Here is a 15,144-nt window from a genome sequence, read left to right as displayed (position 1 = left end):
TGCGCCGGACGGCTCTGTCGCGGGCGGCTCTCTGACGGAACATGACGACCTCCGGGGTCAGGGGCGTGCGCGGCGTCAGGCGGGGCGTTGTGCCACGTACTGCTGGACCCAGTACTGGGTCCGCTCGATGTACGCCGTCTCGGCGGCGGCCCCCGTCTTGCCGTACGCCCCGTTGTACGTCTGGTAGGGGAGGACGGACGGCGGGGTGGCGCTGGCGGGCTCGATCTGGCTGCCCTCGTGCCACTCGTTGAACGAGGTGATGCTGACCCAGGCCGGCGGCCTGCCGGTGGCGCCGCTGGTCAGGGTGTGCTGCCACACCCGGTCGTACGTCGTGCCGTTCGCGCGCCCGACGGTCGGCGTGGTGTTGCCGGGCACGGCGCGGTCGTCGATGTACCCGGGGCCGAAGGACGGCGACCAGACCAGGCCGTTCGCGGTGCAGAAGCGGTCGACACCGCTCCAGTTCGGCAGCGAGGCGGCGGCGATGCCGTCGTAGGTGTACATCCCGCCGAAGTGCGCGGCCTTGGACGTGTCGGTGGTCTGGGTGAGCACGATGCCGAGGCTCTTGACCGCCTCGATCGCCGTCCAGTCGGGGATGTTGAGGCTCTGGAAGACGTAGAAGGCGTTGCGGTTGCCGTGGGCGGCGTCCCGGTAGTACGCGGGGTGGCTGCCGTAGGTGTTGAGGAGGTAGCGGACGTCGTCCGCGACGGAGGCGGCGGTGCGGCCCCCGTACGGTTCGATGTGCCAGGCGACCTTGAGCCCGGCCGCCGCGGCGGCGTCCAGGACGAGCCGGGACAGCGACTCCTCGTAACTGCCGCGCCCCCACCAGCTGGTGACGAGCACCCCGGTGCCGGCCGCGCGCATCCAGCGCATGTGCTGGTCGACGGCTCCGGCGCGGTCCCCGGAGTCGTACGCGCCGAGCTTCGGGTAGAAGTCGGAGGACAGGGCGTTCGGCGGGGTGAGGTTGCCCTGCTGCCAGTGGCGCCAGGAGCCGTGGACCTTCGGGGATCCGTACCACGGGTAGTAGAAGATGTGGACGTTGGTGCTGAGCGCGGCGGCGGCGGCCGTCACGGACTCGGCGGCCCCGGCGGTGGGGACGCCGAGGACGGTGGCTCCGGCCGCCGCGGCGCCGGCGAGAAAGGTCCTGCGGGTGGGGGAAAGCCTGCGACGTGGGGTGGCAGACATCAGGTGTCTCCTCTGGGGATGGTGTCTTCGGTGGGGGAAGAAGGACCGGCGCGCCAGCCGAACCGGGGGACGTACCCCAGCAGCCGGGCGCAGGCCGTGCTGTCGAACAGCGAGGTGTGTTCGCCCAGTTCGGCGAGGACGGGCACACCGGGGTGGTACTCCTCCATCAGCGCCGCCGTCGTCAGTGGGGATGACGTGTCGGGTGCGGCGACGTTGAGAATGTGGCATCCGCGCAGCTCGGCGTGGAGCGCGCGGCGGATCGCGGCGGCCGCGTCCCGGGTGTCGAGCCAGCCCCAGAGGTCCATCCGGTGGGCGGCGGGATCGTCCCGTACGGCGGCGAGCTGGAGGGTGAGCCGCTCGCCGGTGCCGGTGAAGGGGAAGCGCATGCAGACGACGTCGGTGCCGTAACGCCGGTGGGTGGCGCGGGCCGTCTCCTCCAGCACGACCTTCGAGAGGCCGTACGGGTCCTGCACGAGGACGGGGTGTTCCTCGTCGAGCGGCACATAGCGCGGCGACTGGGGCACCGGGGACCAGGCGAGGCCGACGGCGGAGAGGCTGGAGGCGGCCACCACGCGGCGGATCCCGGCGCGGCCGGCCTCGTCCAGCACGCGGTGCGCGGTGAGGCAGTTGGTGGCGAACAGGGCACCGTCGTCGTCGCTGTGGGGGTGCGGGATCGCGCCCAGGTGGACCACCGCGTCGGCGCCGTCCATGGCCTTGCGCACCAGGTCGCGGTCCTGGAGGTCGCCGGTGTGGACCGACGCGACGCGGGGGTCCTCGACGGGTACGAGATCGAGGGCGGTGATCTCGCACCCCCGGGTCAGGAGCTCGTCCAGCACGTACTGCCCGATGTGGCCGGCGGCTCCGGTGACCAGGACGCGCATCAGCCCTTCACCGCCCCGACCAGGCCGTTGACGAAGTACCGCTGGAGGCTGAGGAAGAGGATGATCACCGGGATGACCACGATGAGGGCACCGGCCATCAGGTTGTTGTAGTGCGGCACGTTCTCCGCCGAGAGTGTCTGGAGCCCGAGGGGCAGGGTGTACGTGGACGGGTCGTTCAGCGAGACCCGGGTGAGCAGGAACTCGTTCCAGGTCGGGATCGCCGTCAGCAGCCCGACGGTGATCAACGCCGGTCTGGCCAGCGGCAGATAGACGCTGGTGAAGATGCGCAGCTCGCTCGCGCCGTCGACCCGGGCGGAGTCACGCAGTTCCAGCGGGACGGCCAGGAAGGCGCCGGTCATCAGCAGGATCGACAGCGGGGCACCGCCGTTGACGAACGGCAGCACCAGCCCGAAGTGGGTGCCGAGGATGCCCATCTTGTTCTCCAGCAGCACGATCGGCAGCATCACCGTGATGCCGGGCACGAACAGCAGGGAGACGAAGAGCTTCTGGAGCAGGCCCCGGCCGGGGAAGCGCAGGACGGCGAAGGCGTAGCCGGCCGCCGCGTAGACCACCAGGGTCAGCACCACGGTGTAGAGCGTGACGAGCAGGCTGTTCAGGAAGAAGTCGAAGAAGTGCAGTTCGTTCCAGGTGTCGACGAGCGTGTCGAACGTCGGGTTCTGCGGGATGAGATGGCCGCCGCGCACGACCTCGATCTGGTCCTTGAAGGCCGCGGACACCATCCACAGGAACGGGTAGACGCTGACGAGGCCGTAGAGCGCCAGCAGCACCCCGACGACCACACGGGCGGCGCGCCTGCGGGTCCGTGCCCTGCTGTCGTCGGTGGCGCCCGGCCGGGCCTTGACGGATATCGATGTCATGTCTTGCTCCGCAGCGCTCGCAGGTTGATCAGGGCGAGGACCAGGGCGGCGGCGAACAGGATCCAGCCGAGCGCGCTGGCGAGCCCCAGGGTGGGCGCGAGGTTCTTGAGGAACGCGAGGCGGTACGCCTCCAGGCCCAGCACGTTGGTGTGGTCCCCCGGGCCGCCGTTCGTCATCACCAGGAAGGTCTGGAAGCCCTGGAGGGACTCGCGCAGGTTGAGCAGCATGACGATGGCCGTGATCGGCCGTACGAGCGGCCAGATGACGGAGACGTTGGTGCGCCACCAGCCGGCGCCGTCCAGTTCCGCGGCCTCCAGCACGCTGCGGTCGATGCCCTGGAGTCCGGTCAGGTACAGCAGCATCGCGACCGGTACATGGCCCCACACCGTGACCGCGATCATGGTCGGCATGGCGGTGGACGGGTTGCCGAGCCAGCCCTGCGGCTGGCTGAGGGAGCCGAGGCCGACGCTGTCCAGCAGGTAGTTGATCGCGCCGTCCGGCTGGAGGATGTACTGCCAGGCGAAGAAGACCGCGACACCACTGGTGACGTACGGCAGGAAGTACACGGAGCGCAGGACGGACTGGAGCCGCCTGACCCGGTTGAGCAGGACGGCCAGCGGAAAAGACACCGCGACGGTCAGGGCGGGCGAGGCGATCATCACCCAGAGGGTGTTCAGGGCCGCGTGCCGCACGCGGGGCGCGTAGACGGGGCTGCGCCAGAGCAGGTCGGCGTAGTTGTCGAGGCCGACCCAGGTCCAGTTCGGCGTGAAGCCGTTCCAGGTGGCGAAGCTGAGCGCGAAGCCGTACCCCACGGTGTACAGGCCCATGACGCAGAAGAGGATCACGGCGGGGCCGACGAAGAGATACCCGGTGAGCGTCTCGTACGAGCGGGGGCGCCGGCTCTTCCTCGGGCCGCCCGTGCCGGGGGCGCCGGCGGGGGGCCGGGGGCTCTCGCCGCCGGTCCCCGCCGTCCCCGGCACGGTCTGTCGGGGAGCTGTGGTCACTGCCGCGCCGCCGCCCAGTAGGAGGCGTTGAGCTCACGGAGCTTCTGGGCCGTCGTCTCCACGGACTGCTGCTTGAGCGGGGTCAGGTCGGCGAGGATCGCGCCGGCGTCGTCCTGCTCGTAGCCCGGGGCGCGGAACTCGTTGCCCCGGCTGGGGTCGTACGTGGTGCGGGGGGTGCCCTTGAAGCTGTTGACCAGGGCGGAGAGTGTGGGGCCGAGGACCGTGGCGGCGTCGGCGCCCAGCTCGGTGGCCGGCACGTCGGAGGCGTCCTTCGCGAACTGCGCGGCGACCTTCTGCTGGGAGAGGAACTCCATCCACTTCTTGGCGTTGTCGGGCTGCTCGCTCGTCGCGGTGAGGCTGAGGCCGGTGAGCGCGAGCGCGCCGAGCGCGCGGTGCGGGATGGCGCCGCCCTTCGGGGAGGGCAGGCCGAAGGCGAGCACGTCGTCCGGCTTCATGCCGTTCTGCTGGAGGAAGGCGAGGGTGAAGGTGCCGCCGACGTCGAAGGCCGCCTTGCCCTGGGCGAAGGCCTGGTCGGCCTGGTCGATGGTGAGGGTCTGCGAGCCCGGCATCCAGTACGGGGTCAACTCGTTGTACATGCGGAGGACCTTGAGGCCGTTGGGCGAGGCGAAGTCGGCGTTCTTGTTCTCGCCGAACAGGCTCTCGTAGCCGGTCTGGCCCAACTGGCTGAACGCGAGCGGCTGGAGGACCCAGTTCAGTCCGGTGGACTGGACCTTGAGGCCGAGGGCGAGGCCGCCGGTGGTGGGGTTCTTGGCCTTGGTCACCTGGAGCGCGTCGAGGAAGCCCTCCCAGTCGGCGGGGGCCTTGTTGATGCCCACGTCGGCCAGCATCTTCTTGTTGGCGTAGACGATGCCGAAGGTGCCGACGGTGAGGGGGACGCTGAAGCGCTGGCCCTCCTTGATGCCGTGGTCCTTGGCGGAGGTCGGCTGCGAGTCCTTGAAGCGCTGTGCGGTGACCAGTCCCGACTGCTGCACGGGCTGCTGGATGCGCCCGGCCCAGTCGCCCTTGAAGTCGCCCTTGAGGTCGGAGAGGATCCCCGCGGCGCCGAGCACGCGGTCCTCGCCGTCGGAGTGCACTTCGAGCACGTCCGGCAGGTCCCCGGTCTTCGCCGCGCTCTGCACCTTGGTGGTGTACGCGTCGTCGGGGGTGTAGGCCTCGACCTTGACGGTGATGCCCGTCTGCTTCTTGAACTCGGCGGCCGCGGTGCGCAGGGCGCCGACGTGGGACTGCTTGAAGGTCCACATCTCCAGTGAGTTCGCGTCACTGCCGGAACCCGAGGAGCCGCTACAGGCGGACAGGCCGGTGAGTGAGAGGGCGGTGGCCGCGGCGACCGCCGCGAGCCGGACATTCCGCGTGAAAGGTATGCGCATGGCCCCTACCTAAGGATCAACCGTTCAGAAGGCCGAATGGCGTTGGAGTGACTGAATTTATGGTCGTAGTGATATAGCGTCAAGACGCACGTCGAGATTCGTGCTGACCGGATCGCCGAGGGGCGCCGGTGCGGGAAGCGGAGGTTCCGTGGAATCGGTGGCAGCAGCAGCGCGCGGGCGCAGGCCCGAAGAGGTCAAGTCCGCCGCTCGGGTACTTGAGGTGCTCGAACTACTCGGCGCGGAGGGCGCCCGGCTCTCGCTGGCCGAGATGGCCGGCGCGATGGCCGTGCCCAAGAGCAGCCTGCACGCGATCCTGCGCACGATGGAGGCGCGCCGCTGGGTGGATCTGGACGCCTCGGGCACCCGCTACAGCCTGGGCCTCAAAGCCCTGCTGACGGGGACCGCCTATCTGGAGGGCGACGACGTGGCGAGCCTCGCGGGGCCGGTGCTCGACGCCCTCGCGGAGGAGACGGGAGAGTCCGTACACCTGGGCAGGCTGGACGGTACGGACGTCGTCTACCTGGCCAAACGCGAGTCGCGGCACGCGCTGCGGATGTATTCGGCGGTGGGGCGCCGGCTGCCGGCACACGCCACCGCGCTGGGCAAGGCGATGCTCTCCCAGTACGACGCGTCGGGGGTGCAGATGCGGCTGAACTGGCCGCTGGAGCGGCTGACCCCGGACACCGTCACCGACCCGGACGAGCTGCTCGGGCAGCTGGCGGAGGCGCGGCTGCGGGGCTGGGCGATGGACGACGGGGAGAACTCCCCGGACATCCGGTGTGTGGCGGTGGCGCTCGGTACCGCCCAGGGCGGCGGCGACGCGATCAGCTGTTCCGCCCCCAAGAGCCGGATGGACGACGCCCGCGCGGAGGAGGTGGCCAGGGCCGTGACGGAGGCCGCGCACTCGCTGCGCACCCTCCTCAAACGGCTCGGTCAGCACTGAGGACGAGCCCTACGCCATTTGGTAGAGTCGTTGACAAATAGATTGACAATGAATTCAGGTCTCCGTACGTTCGGATAGCGGTACATCATCCTGCTATCTGTACGCTGGAGTTCGCATGGCTCAGCCTGATGCCCGCTCCGAGATCCTCGCTCCCGCTCCCTGGGTCGAGGAACGCGGCGCCAAGATCCGCATCACGGCCGTACGTACGTTCCTGACGGCCCCGCACGGCTGTCCCCACCTCATCGTCCGCGTCGAGACCAATGAACCGGGGCTGTACGGCCTGGGCTGTGCGAGCGATCCGCAGCGCACCCTCGCCGTGCGATCCGTCCTGGACGACTATCTGGCCCCGATGCTCGTCGGACGCGACCCCGACGACATCGACGACATCCACCGCCTGCTGCTCAACAGCGCCTACTGGCGCGGCGGTTCCCTCACCGGGAACGCGCTGGGCGGCATCGACGTCGCCCTCTGGGACCTCAAGGCCAAACGGCTCGGGGCCCCGCTGTACTCCCTGTTCGGCGGCCGGGTCCGGGCGTTCGCCGAGGCCTACACCCATGTGGACGGCGCCGACGCCGCCGAGATCGCGGACCTGGTCATGGCCGCCCGCGAACGCGGCTACCGCCATGTCCGGATCCAGGCGGCGGTCCCCGGCTCCGACACGTACGGCACGAAGGCGGCCGGCGCCGCCGACGCCCGGGCGCTGCGCACCCGTTCGGTGCCGTGGGACTCCGCCGCGTACGTACGGACCGTGCCCGGCGTCCTCACCGGGGTGCGGGAGCGTGTCGGGGACGGGGTGGAGCTGCTGCACGACGTGCACGAGCGGCTCGACCCGCGGCAGGCCCGGGACTTCCTGCGCCGCGTCGAGGACGCGGGGCTGTACTTCGTCGAGGACCTGCTGGCCCCGGAGGACGCGTCCCACTTCGCGGGACTGCGGGCCAACTCCTCCGTACCACTCGCGGTGGGTGAACTGTTCAGCGACATCGGGCAGTTCCTCCCGCTGCTCGACGGGCCCGCCATCGACTTCGCCCGGATCCGCGTCCCCACACTCGGCGGACTCACCCCGGCCAGGAAGCTGGCGGCCTACTGCGAGCTGCGGGGTGTACGGCTCGCTCCGCACGGGCCCGCCGACGTGAGCCCGGTGGCCCAGGCCGCCACGCTGGCGATGGACATCAGCAGCCATGCCTTCGGCGTCCAGGAGGCGGCGGTCTTCAGGCCGCCCGTCCACGAGGTGTTCCCGGGCACGATCACGGCCCGTGACGGCGGCCTCGTACCGCATGAGACCCCCGGTCACGGCGTCGACTTCGACGAGGCCGCCGCGCGCCGGTACCCGGTGCCCGAGCCCCTGGAGCACGACCGCTGGGCCCTGCTGCGCAACACCGACGGGAGCGTGCAACGACCGTGACGTACGGGACATCCGACGCCAGGAGGGCCCTGGTGGTGCGGGGCGGCTGGGAGGGGCACGACCCCGTGACGATCACGGATCTCTTCCTCCCCTTCCTGCGGGAGCGCGGGTTCGGCGTGACAGTCTCCGACTCCCTGGAGGTCTACGCCGACGCCGGACTCCTCGCCGCCACCGACCTGGTGGTGCAGTGCTGGACGATGGGCGGCCTGACGCCGGAGCAGAGCGCGGGGCTGGTCACGGCCGTACGGGCCGGGACGGGGCTGGCGGGCTGGCACGGCGGGATCGTGGACTCCTTCCGCGGCGACGTCGGCCACACCCTGCTGACGGGTGGTCAATTCCTGATGCACCCGCCCGGGTTCTCCGACCACACGGTCACCCTCGCCAAGGACCGCTCGGACCATCCGGTGATCGCCGGACTCGGCGACTTCCAGGTCCACACGGAGAAGTACTGGCTGGCCACCGACCCGGACATCGACGTCCTGGCGACCACCGTCTTCGAGGCCTCGGAGGACCGGCCGCGGAGCGTCACCATGCCCGCCGTCTGGACCAGGACCGCGGGCGCCGGGCGGGTGTTCGTCTCCACGATCGGCCACAAGGCGGACGACTTCGACGTACCCGAGGTACGCACACTCACCGAGAGGGGTCTGCTGTGGGCGAGCCGCTGAGGATCGGCATGGTCGGCGCGGGCAAGATCAGCGGCGCCTATCTGGACACCCTGGAGCGGCTGGAGAACGTCCGGCTCACCGCCGTGACCGACCTCGACGCGAGCCGCGCCAAGGCCGTGGCGGCACGGGCGCCGGGCGTGGAGGTGGCGGGTTCGGTCGCGGAGCTGGTCGTACGGTCCGACGTGGACGCGGTCCTGAACCTGACCGTGCCCGCCGTGCACGCCGAGGTGGCGCGGGTCGCGCTCGCCGTCGGCAAGCACGTGTACGGCGAGAAGCCGCTCACCGCCACCCGCGAGGAGGCCGGCGCGCTGCTGGCCTCGGCGGAGGCCGACGGGCTGCGGATCGGCTGCGCGCCGGACACCGTCCTCGGCACGGGCGTCCAGACCGCGCGCAAGGCGGTGGACGACGGGCTGATCGGCCGGCCGGTCGCCGCGACCGCCTTCATGACCACGGCCGGGCACGAACGGTGGCACCCGGACCCGGAGTTCTACTACCGTCCGGGCGGGGGCCCGCTGCTCGACATGGGGCCGTACTACCTCACCGCGCTCGTCCACCTGCTCGGTCCTGTCGTACGGGTCACCGGCGCGGCGTCCCGGCCGCGCGCCGAGCGGGAGATCGGCAGCGGGCCCCGGGCCGGCGAGCGGTTCGCCGTCGAGGTGGACACCCATGTCACCGGGATTCTGGAACACGCGGGCGGCGCGCTCACCACACTCGTCATGAGCTTCGACATCCACGCCGCCCGGCTGCCGCGCATCGAGGTGCACGGCACGGAGGGCTCCCTGTCCGTCCCGGACCCCAACGGTTTCGACGGACCCGTCGGCCTGCACCCCGCGAACGGCACGTGGGGGACGCTCCCTGTGTCGGCGGGCCGGGTCGGGGCGGGGCGCGGGGAGGGCCTGTCCGACCTGGCCGACGCGATCGCCACGGGCCGGCCGCACCGGGCGTCGGCCGAGGTGGCCCGTCATGTCCTGGACGTGATGCTGACGCTCCTCGACTCCGCGCGGGAGGGCACCGCGCTCCCGGTGGAATCGACCTGTACGCGCCCCGATCCCGTACCGCTGCGACCGTAGCCGGGACCGCGTATTCCCTTTGTCCGCCAGGCCATTCGTCAGGGCACTTAATTTCCGTCCACTTCACTTCTCGGAAAATTATTTACCTGACACACCCTCTCGCAGCCCCCTGTTCACCAGTACCGCGAAGGAAAGGCGAAAGCCGTTGACTTGATAACACTCTTGGTTTTACATGGCGGTTACTGGCTGGACAGGGAGGGCCGCCCATGCATGACCGCAGGAAGTCCGGTGAGGCGCGAATAGCCCATTTTCTCGCCGACCGTTTGCGTCCCGCGCTGTATACCGGCCGGCTCCCCATGGACGTGGGCGCCTGGCACATCCCGGGCGAGCCGGTCCCTGTCGAAGTCGCCCTGCGCGCGGAGTACGCGCCCTTCGTCGTCGGTGACTCCTGGGGCGGGCCGTGGTCCACCACCTGGTTCCGGGTCCGCGCGGACGTCCCGGAGCGCTGGGCGGGCCTGCGGGTCGAGGCGATCCTCGACCTGGGGTCCGCCGAGGGCCTCGTCCACGACGAACTGGGCACGCCTCTCCAGGGATTGCACGCGCGCAACCGCTCCGTCCTGCTCTCCACCGCCGCGAGCGGCGGCGAGCCCGTCCATCTCCTGGTCGAGGCCGCCGCCAACCCGCCGATCGACGCGGCGGCGGGCACCGGCACGCACTACGGCGACCCGCTGACGGTCGGCGACGAACCGCTCCACCGGCTGGTGCGCGCCGATCTCGCGGTCCGCGACGAGGACGTCTGGCAGCTCATCCATGACATCGATGTCCTGAACGGGCTCATGCTCGCGCTCCCCGCCGGACTGCCGCGCCGCCACGCCCTCCTGCGCGCTCTGGAGGACGCCGTGGACGCGGTGGACCCCCGTGACGTCCCCGGGACGGCCGCGCGGGCCCGCACGGTCCTGGCCCCCGTGCTCGCCCGCCGCGCGTACGACTCCGCGCACACCGTCGCCGCCGTGGGCCACGCCCCTCCCCCGACGGCCCGGCTGTGGCCGGCGCGGGAGAGCGTCCGCAGGAGCGCCCGTTCCTTCAGCAGCATGACGGCGCTGGCCGAGGAGTATCCGGAGCTGACCTTCGCGGCCTCCTCCGCGCAGCGGTACGCCTGGATGAGGGACCACCACCCGCACGTCTTCGAGCGGGTGCGCAAGGCCGTCGCCGACGGCAACTGGGTGCCGGTCGGCGGGATGTGGGTGGAGCCGGACGGAAGTCTGCCGGGCGGCGAGGCGCTGGTACGGCAGTTCGTCCACGGCCGCCGCTTCTACCGCGAGGAGCTGGGCGCCGACACCGACGGCGTCTGGCTGCCGGGATCCTTCGGGATGAGCGCCGCCTTCCCACAGCTGGCCGCGCTCGCCGGTGCCCGCTGGTTCCTCTCCCGCCGGCTCCCGGACCAGGACACGAACGCCGTGCCCCACCACACGTTCTGGTGGGAGGGGATCGACGGCACCCGGATGTTCAGCCACTTCCCGCCCGCCGGCGAGCACGGCGCGGCGCTGACCGGGGGCGAGCTGGCCGACGCGGTCGAGGCGTTCGCCGACAAGGGCGGCGGCACCCGCTCGCTGATGCCCTTCGGCGACGCCGACGGCGGGCCGACCCGCGAGATGCTGGAGCGCGCCCGCAGACTGGCCGACCTCGAAGGCTCCCCGCGCGTCGAGATGGTCCCTCCCTCGCACTTCTTCCGTGACGCGCTGGACGAGTACCCGGACGCGCCGGTGTGGCGCGGTGAGCTGGACCTGGCGGCCCACCACGGTACGTACACCAGCCAGGCCCGCACCAAGCGCGGCAACCGCCGCGGTGAATCCCTGTTGCGTGAGGCCGAGTTGTGGTCGGCGACGGCGGCCGTACGGGACGGCATCCCGTATCCGTACGACGAACTCGAATCGCTCTGGAAGAAGGTCCTGCTGCACCAGTCCGACGACGTCCTGCCGGGGACGTCGATCGCCTGGGCGCACCAGGAGGCGGAGCAGACGTACCGCGAGGTCCACCGCAGGCTGGAGCATCTGATCCGGCGGGCCGTGGGCGCGCCGGACGCCGTCTCCGTGTCCGAGGTCTCCGTCTTCAACGCGGGACCGCTCCCGCGCCGCGAGATCGTCGTCCTGGACGGCGACCGGCCCGCGGACGGCGGCCAGTTGCTGTCCGACGGGCGGATCGCCGTGCTCGCCGAGGCCCCCGCGCTGGGCCAGGGCCCGGCCGGGCTGCCGCAGGGGGACGTCGTGCCCGTGACGGTCGTCCCCGCCGAGGGCGGCGGCCACACGCTCGACAACGGCCTGCTGCGTGTCCACGTCGACGCGGAAGGGCTGGTGCGCTCCGCGCTGGACCTGACCACCGGCCGCGAGGCCATCGCCCCCGGGGCCGCCGGCAACCTCCTCCAGCTGCACCGCGACGACCCGGCGCGCTGGAGCGCCCGGAACCTGGACCCGCGGCCCCGCGCCGGCTGCCGTGACCTCGACGGGGCCGGTTCGGTCGAGGTCACCGAGCACGGACCCCTGCTGGCGGCGGTCAAGGTCGTGCGGTCCACCGGCCGGTCCACCGTCGAGCAGGAGCTGTCGCTGAGCGCCGGGAGCCGGGTCCTCACCCTCGACACCGAGGTCGACTGGCGGGAGCGGGACACCCTCCTCAAGGCGTCCTGGCCGCTGGACGTGCACGCCGAACACAGCAGGGGCGAGATCCAGTTCGGCCATGTCGAGCGCCCTACGCACGACAACACCGCCCGGGACGCGGCCCGTTACGAGACCTGGGCGCACCGCTGGATCCATGTCGGCGAGCACGGCTGGGGGGTGGCGCTGGCCGGGGACTCCACGTACGGGTACGACGTGTCGCGCACGACCCGCGCGGACGCCGGTACGACCACGACCGTACGGCTCTCCCTGCTGCGCGCCGCCCACAGCCCCGACCCGCACGCGGACCGCGGTCCCCAGCGCTTCCGGCACACCCTGCGCCCCGGCGCGGACGTCGGCGACGCGATCGCCGAGGGGTACGCGCTCAACCTGCCGCTGCGCCCGGGGCCGGCGGGACGGGGCGCGTCCCCGCTGGTCCGGGTGGACAGCCCCGGCGTGGTGGTGGAGGCCGTCAAACTCGCGGACGACCGCTCGGGTGACGTGGTGGTCCGGCTCTACGAGTCGCGCGGAGGCCGGGCCCGTACGACCCTGACCGCGGCCTTCCCGGTCGTGGCGGTGCACGAGACCGACCTGCTGGAGGAGACCCTGACCATCCGTCAGCACCGGGCCGGGGCGGTCGGGCTGACCCTGCGGCCGTTCCAGATCCTCACCCTGCGGCTGGTGCGCGGGGACGGCCGGCGGACGGGGGACACCGGTGCGTGACGCGCGTCCGGCCGACCGGGCGGCCGGTATTCCGTCCGACCGGGCGGCCGGTGCGCTGTCGGCCGAGCACCGGGCCGTCCTGCGGCGCTGGGAGACGGCGGGCGGGGCCCTGGCCACCCGCGCGAGTGTGGTCCTGCTCGCCGCCGACGGGCTGCGGGACGCCGAGATCTCGCGGCGGCTCGGGGTGTCCCGGCAGACCGTGGGCACCTGGCGGCAACGGTGGACGAGCGCGGGGATCGACGGCCTGGAGCAGCGGCCCCGTACCGGCAGACCGGCGACGGTGGACGAGGCGGAGGTCGTCACCCGTACGCTGCTGGCGCCCGGCGGCAGTGGCGCGTCCCGCGCCGTGGCGCGGGAGTTGGGCCTCTCGCACGCGACGGTCGCGGGGATACGGCGGCGCTGGCGGCTCTCCCCGGACGAGGCCGCGGCCCCTTCCGTACCGGCCAGGCCGCCGCTGCCCGGCGCCGACGTGTGGGTGATGGGTCTGTACGTGGACCCGGAGCGGGCGGTGCTGCTGGCGGGGACCCGCCGGGGCGCCGAGCGCCGGGGCGCGGGGCCGCAGGCCGCAACGGGCACGGTGATCGGCGCCGACGTGCTCGCCGGGCTCGACCGGGCGCTGGACGCCGTACTGGCCGCCGCGCCGGGGCCGGGGGCGGACGCCGCCTCCGCCGGGCCGGGTCCTGGGACGGACCGAGCCCCCGCCGCGTCGGAGCCGGGGACCGGCGGCGCTTCCGCCGCGCTCCGCGCCGACCTGGCCGGCTATCTCGCGGAGGCGAGCCGCAGCCATCCGGATCTGCTGCTGCACGCCATCACGCTCTGGGAGCCGTCCGGCGGGACCGTACAGGAGCCGCCGGACCCGCACCTGACGCTCCATCACATACCCGCCCGCTCCACCTGGCGGACCTTCCTGCGGGCCATGATCGCGCTGGACAGCACCAGCCATCCGGAGTCCTCGCGCCGTGTGTACCTCGATCTGGCCGCGGAGTTGAAGCGGTACGCGGCGGCACGCGCCGACCGTCCGTGCGCGGCCGTCCGCTGGCTGCGGGAGAACGTCGCCGGGCACCTGCGCGCCGAGCGGGCCCCGGACGGCCCGGCGCCGAACCTGTCGTGGAGCGGGGTCAACCAGATCGACCTCGGCTCGTTCAACGAGTGTGTGGTCATCGAGACCGTACGGCTGTCGGGCACCATCACCCGCGGGGAGATCGCCCATCGCACGGGCCTCACCCAGCAGTCGGTGTCCCGCATCGCCCGCTCGCTGCTGGACCGGGGCATCCTCATCGAGGACGCGCAGCGGCGTGCCACCTCGGGCAAGCCCCGTACGCCGGTACGGCTCTCGGGCACGGCCGCGCACGCCCTCGGCATCCACATCGACCCGGAGGTCCTGACCGCCGTGGTCATCGATCTCGACGGGGCGATCGTGTGCACCCGCAGCAGGCCGGTGACCGCCGACACCGATCCGGCGGAGTTCGTCGAACGGGTGGCCGCGCTGGGCCGGGAGACGCTCGCGGAGGCGCGCGGGGCGGTGCGCGAGGACGGCTTCCTCGGGATCGGGGTGGCCGTGCCTGGTCCTGTCGACATCGCGTCGGGCACGGTCCTCGGGCCGCCGCTGATGTCCGCGTGGGGCGATCTGCCGCTGCTTTACCTGCTCAAGGACCATTTCCCGTGCCCGGTCCTGATGGAGAAGGACTCCACCGCCGCGGCGGCCGGGGAGCGGTGGATCGGCCGGGACCGCAGGGCCAGGGACTTCGCGTACCTCTATCTCGGTACGGGGGTGGGCACCGGTCTCTATCTGAACGGTGACCTCTACCGGGGGATCAGCTCCAACGCCGGGGAGTTCGGGCAGTTGTGCGCCATCGCGCTGGGGCGCGTGGACAAGGACGGCCGGCCGGAGATGGTGCCGGAGTGCAACCCGCCGGTGTCCGTGCCCGATCTGGCGCTGCGGGGCGGGATGCGGCGTGTGGCGGGGGACTCCGCGTCCGGCCGCGGGCCCGGGGGCGCCGACTCCGGCAGTACGGCCGCCTACCTGGCCGTGGGCGAGGCCGCGGCGGCCGGCGATCCCGCGGCGGCGGCCGCCGTACGGGAGGTGGCCGAGGCGGTGGGGCGCGGGGCGCTCGGTCTGGTCGACCTGCTGGACATCGACCTGATCGTGCTCGGCGGCCCGTTCTTCACGGCGGACGTCGCCGACTTCTACCTGGACGAGATCACCCGTACCGTCAACGAGTTCCCGACGGCCAGGCGGCTGCGGCGGGTCGAGGTCGAGCCGTCCGTGCTCAGCGCGGAGGCCGCGGCGGTGGGCGCCGCCTCGACCCTCTTCCACGCCACGTTCACCCCGCGCCTGCGGGGTGAACGCAGGCCGCCGGGTGCGTCCGGCGGCCTGCGCGCTTGAGGGGCACCGCCCGGCGCGCGCGTGCGCGCGGGCC

At 72.2% G+C, this 15,144-nt stretch carries 11 protein-coding genes; 6 read left to right on the top strand and 5 right to left on the bottom strand.

Translation table 11 applies throughout. The annotated features are described in order from the left end of the window. Nucleotides 1-75: 75 nt before the first annotated feature. The 5 genes from ACIO1C_RS11175 to ACIO1C_RS11155 are packed head-to-tail and all read right to left on the bottom strand — an operon-like array spanning nucleotide 76 to nucleotide 5,333. Nucleotides 76-1,182: a glycoside hydrolase family 99 protein gene (locus tag ACIO1C_RS11175; RefSeq protein WP_401861150.1), complete on the bottom strand. Its 1,107-nt coding sequence runs from the start codon at nucleotides 1,180-1,182 to the stop codon at nucleotides 76-78. Further along, the gene (locus ACIO1C_RS11170; RefSeq protein ID WP_401861147.1) at nucleotides 1,182-2,063 is read right to left on the bottom strand and encodes an NAD-dependent epimerase/dehydratase family protein; all 882 of its coding nucleotides are present in this window, start codon (nucleotides 2,061-2,063) and stop codon (nucleotides 1,182-1,184) included. Before ACIO1C_RS11170 ends, ACIO1C_RS11175 begins: the two co-directional genes overlap by 1 nt. Then, a complete protein-coding gene (locus ACIO1C_RS11165) occupies nucleotides 2,063-2,941 on the bottom strand; it encodes a carbohydrate ABC transporter permease (RefSeq protein WP_401861144.1) in 879 nt (292 codons plus the stop codon). Before ACIO1C_RS11165 ends, ACIO1C_RS11170 begins: the two co-directional genes overlap by 1 nt. Then, complete coding sequence (locus tag ACIO1C_RS11160) at nucleotides 2,938-3,945, bottom strand: carbohydrate ABC transporter permease (protein WP_401861141.1); 1,008 nt, start codon at nucleotides 3,943-3,945, stop codon at nucleotides 2,938-2,940. Before ACIO1C_RS11160 ends, ACIO1C_RS11165 begins: the two co-directional genes overlap by 4 nt. Further along, nucleotides 3,942-5,333 carry an ABC transporter substrate-binding protein gene (locus ACIO1C_RS11155; RefSeq protein ID WP_401861138.1) on the bottom strand — a complete coding sequence of 464 codons (1,392 nt, stop codon included), beginning with the start codon at nucleotides 5,331-5,333 and terminating at the stop codon, nucleotides 3,942-3,944. Before ACIO1C_RS11155 ends, ACIO1C_RS11160 begins: the two co-directional genes overlap by 4 nt. Nucleotides 5,334-5,490: 157 nt before the next feature. On the opposite strand from ACIO1C_RS11155, the gene ACIO1C_RS11150 reads away from it, so the two are divergent. The 6 genes from ACIO1C_RS11150 to ACIO1C_RS11125 all read left to right on the top strand — a co-directional run bounded on the left by ACIO1C_RS11150 (nucleotide 5,491) and on the right by ACIO1C_RS11125 (nucleotide 15,110). Beyond that, complete coding sequence (locus ACIO1C_RS11150) at nucleotides 5,491-6,276, top strand: IclR family transcriptional regulator (protein WP_401861135.1); 786 nt, start codon at nucleotides 5,491-5,493, stop codon at nucleotides 6,274-6,276. 115 nt (nucleotides 6,277-6,391) lie between these two features. Beyond that, nucleotides 6,392-7,678, top strand: a complete 1,287-nt coding sequence (locus tag ACIO1C_RS11145; RefSeq protein ID WP_401861132.1) for an enolase C-terminal domain-like protein — start codon at nucleotides 6,392-6,394, stop codon at nucleotides 7,676-7,678. After that, nucleotides 7,675-8,343, top strand: a complete 669-nt coding sequence (locus tag ACIO1C_RS11140) for a ThuA domain-containing protein (RefSeq protein WP_401861130.1) — start codon at nucleotides 7,675-7,677, stop codon at nucleotides 8,341-8,343. Before ACIO1C_RS11145 ends, ACIO1C_RS11140 begins: the two co-directional genes overlap by 4 nt. Next, nucleotides 8,328-9,413: a Gfo/Idh/MocA family protein gene (locus ACIO1C_RS11135; RefSeq protein ID WP_401861128.1), complete on the top strand. Its 1,086-nt coding sequence runs from the start codon at nucleotides 8,328-8,330 to the stop codon at nucleotides 9,411-9,413. The genes ACIO1C_RS11140 and ACIO1C_RS11135 overlap by 16 nt, the downstream gene beginning before the upstream one ends. Nucleotides 9,414-9,619: 206 nt before the next feature. Next, a complete protein-coding gene (locus ACIO1C_RS11130; protein WP_401861126.1) occupies nucleotides 9,620-12,724 on the top strand; it encodes an alpha-mannosidase in 3,105 nt (1,034 codons plus the stop codon). Further along, nucleotides 12,717-15,110: an ROK family protein gene (locus ACIO1C_RS11125; RefSeq protein ID WP_401861124.1), complete on the top strand. Its 2,394-nt coding sequence runs from the start codon at nucleotides 12,717-12,719 to the stop codon at nucleotides 15,108-15,110. The genes ACIO1C_RS11130 and ACIO1C_RS11125 overlap by 8 nt, the downstream gene beginning before the upstream one ends. The last annotated feature ends 34 nt before the right edge of the window (nucleotides 15,111-15,144 follow it).

It is taken from the genome of Streptomyces sp. NPDC087420 (assembly GCF_044744165.1).
Lineage (GTDB): Bacteria > Actinomycetota > Actinomycetes > Streptomycetales > Streptomycetaceae > Streptomyces.
This window is presented reverse-complemented; position numbering and strand designations above follow the sequence as displayed.

Bases quoted from the DNA above. Each gene is read 5' to 3' on its own strand.
- ACIO1C_RS11170 (WP_401861147.1), bottom strand. From the start codon at position 2,063: ATGCGCGTCCTGGTCACCGGAGCCGCCGGCCACATCGGGCAGTACGTG.
- ACIO1C_RS11175 (WP_401861150.1), bottom strand. From the start codon at position 1,182: ATGTCTGCCACCCCACGTCGCAGGCTTTCCCCCACCCGCAGGACCTTT.
- ACIO1C_RS11155 (WP_401861138.1), bottom strand. From the start codon at position 5,333: ATGCGCATACCTTTCACGCGGAATGTCCGGCTCGCGGCGGTCGCCGCG.
- ACIO1C_RS11145 (WP_401861132.1), top strand. From the start codon at position 6,392: ATGGCTCAGCCTGATGCCCGCTCCGAGATCCTCGCTCCCGCTCCCTGG.
- ACIO1C_RS11165 (WP_401861144.1), bottom strand. From the start codon at position 2,941: ATGACATCGATATCCGTCAAGGCCCGGCCGGGCGCCACCGACGACAGC.
- ACIO1C_RS11130 (WP_401861126.1), top strand. From the start codon at position 9,620: ATGCATGACCGCAGGAAGTCCGGTGAGGCGCGAATAGCCCATTTTCTC.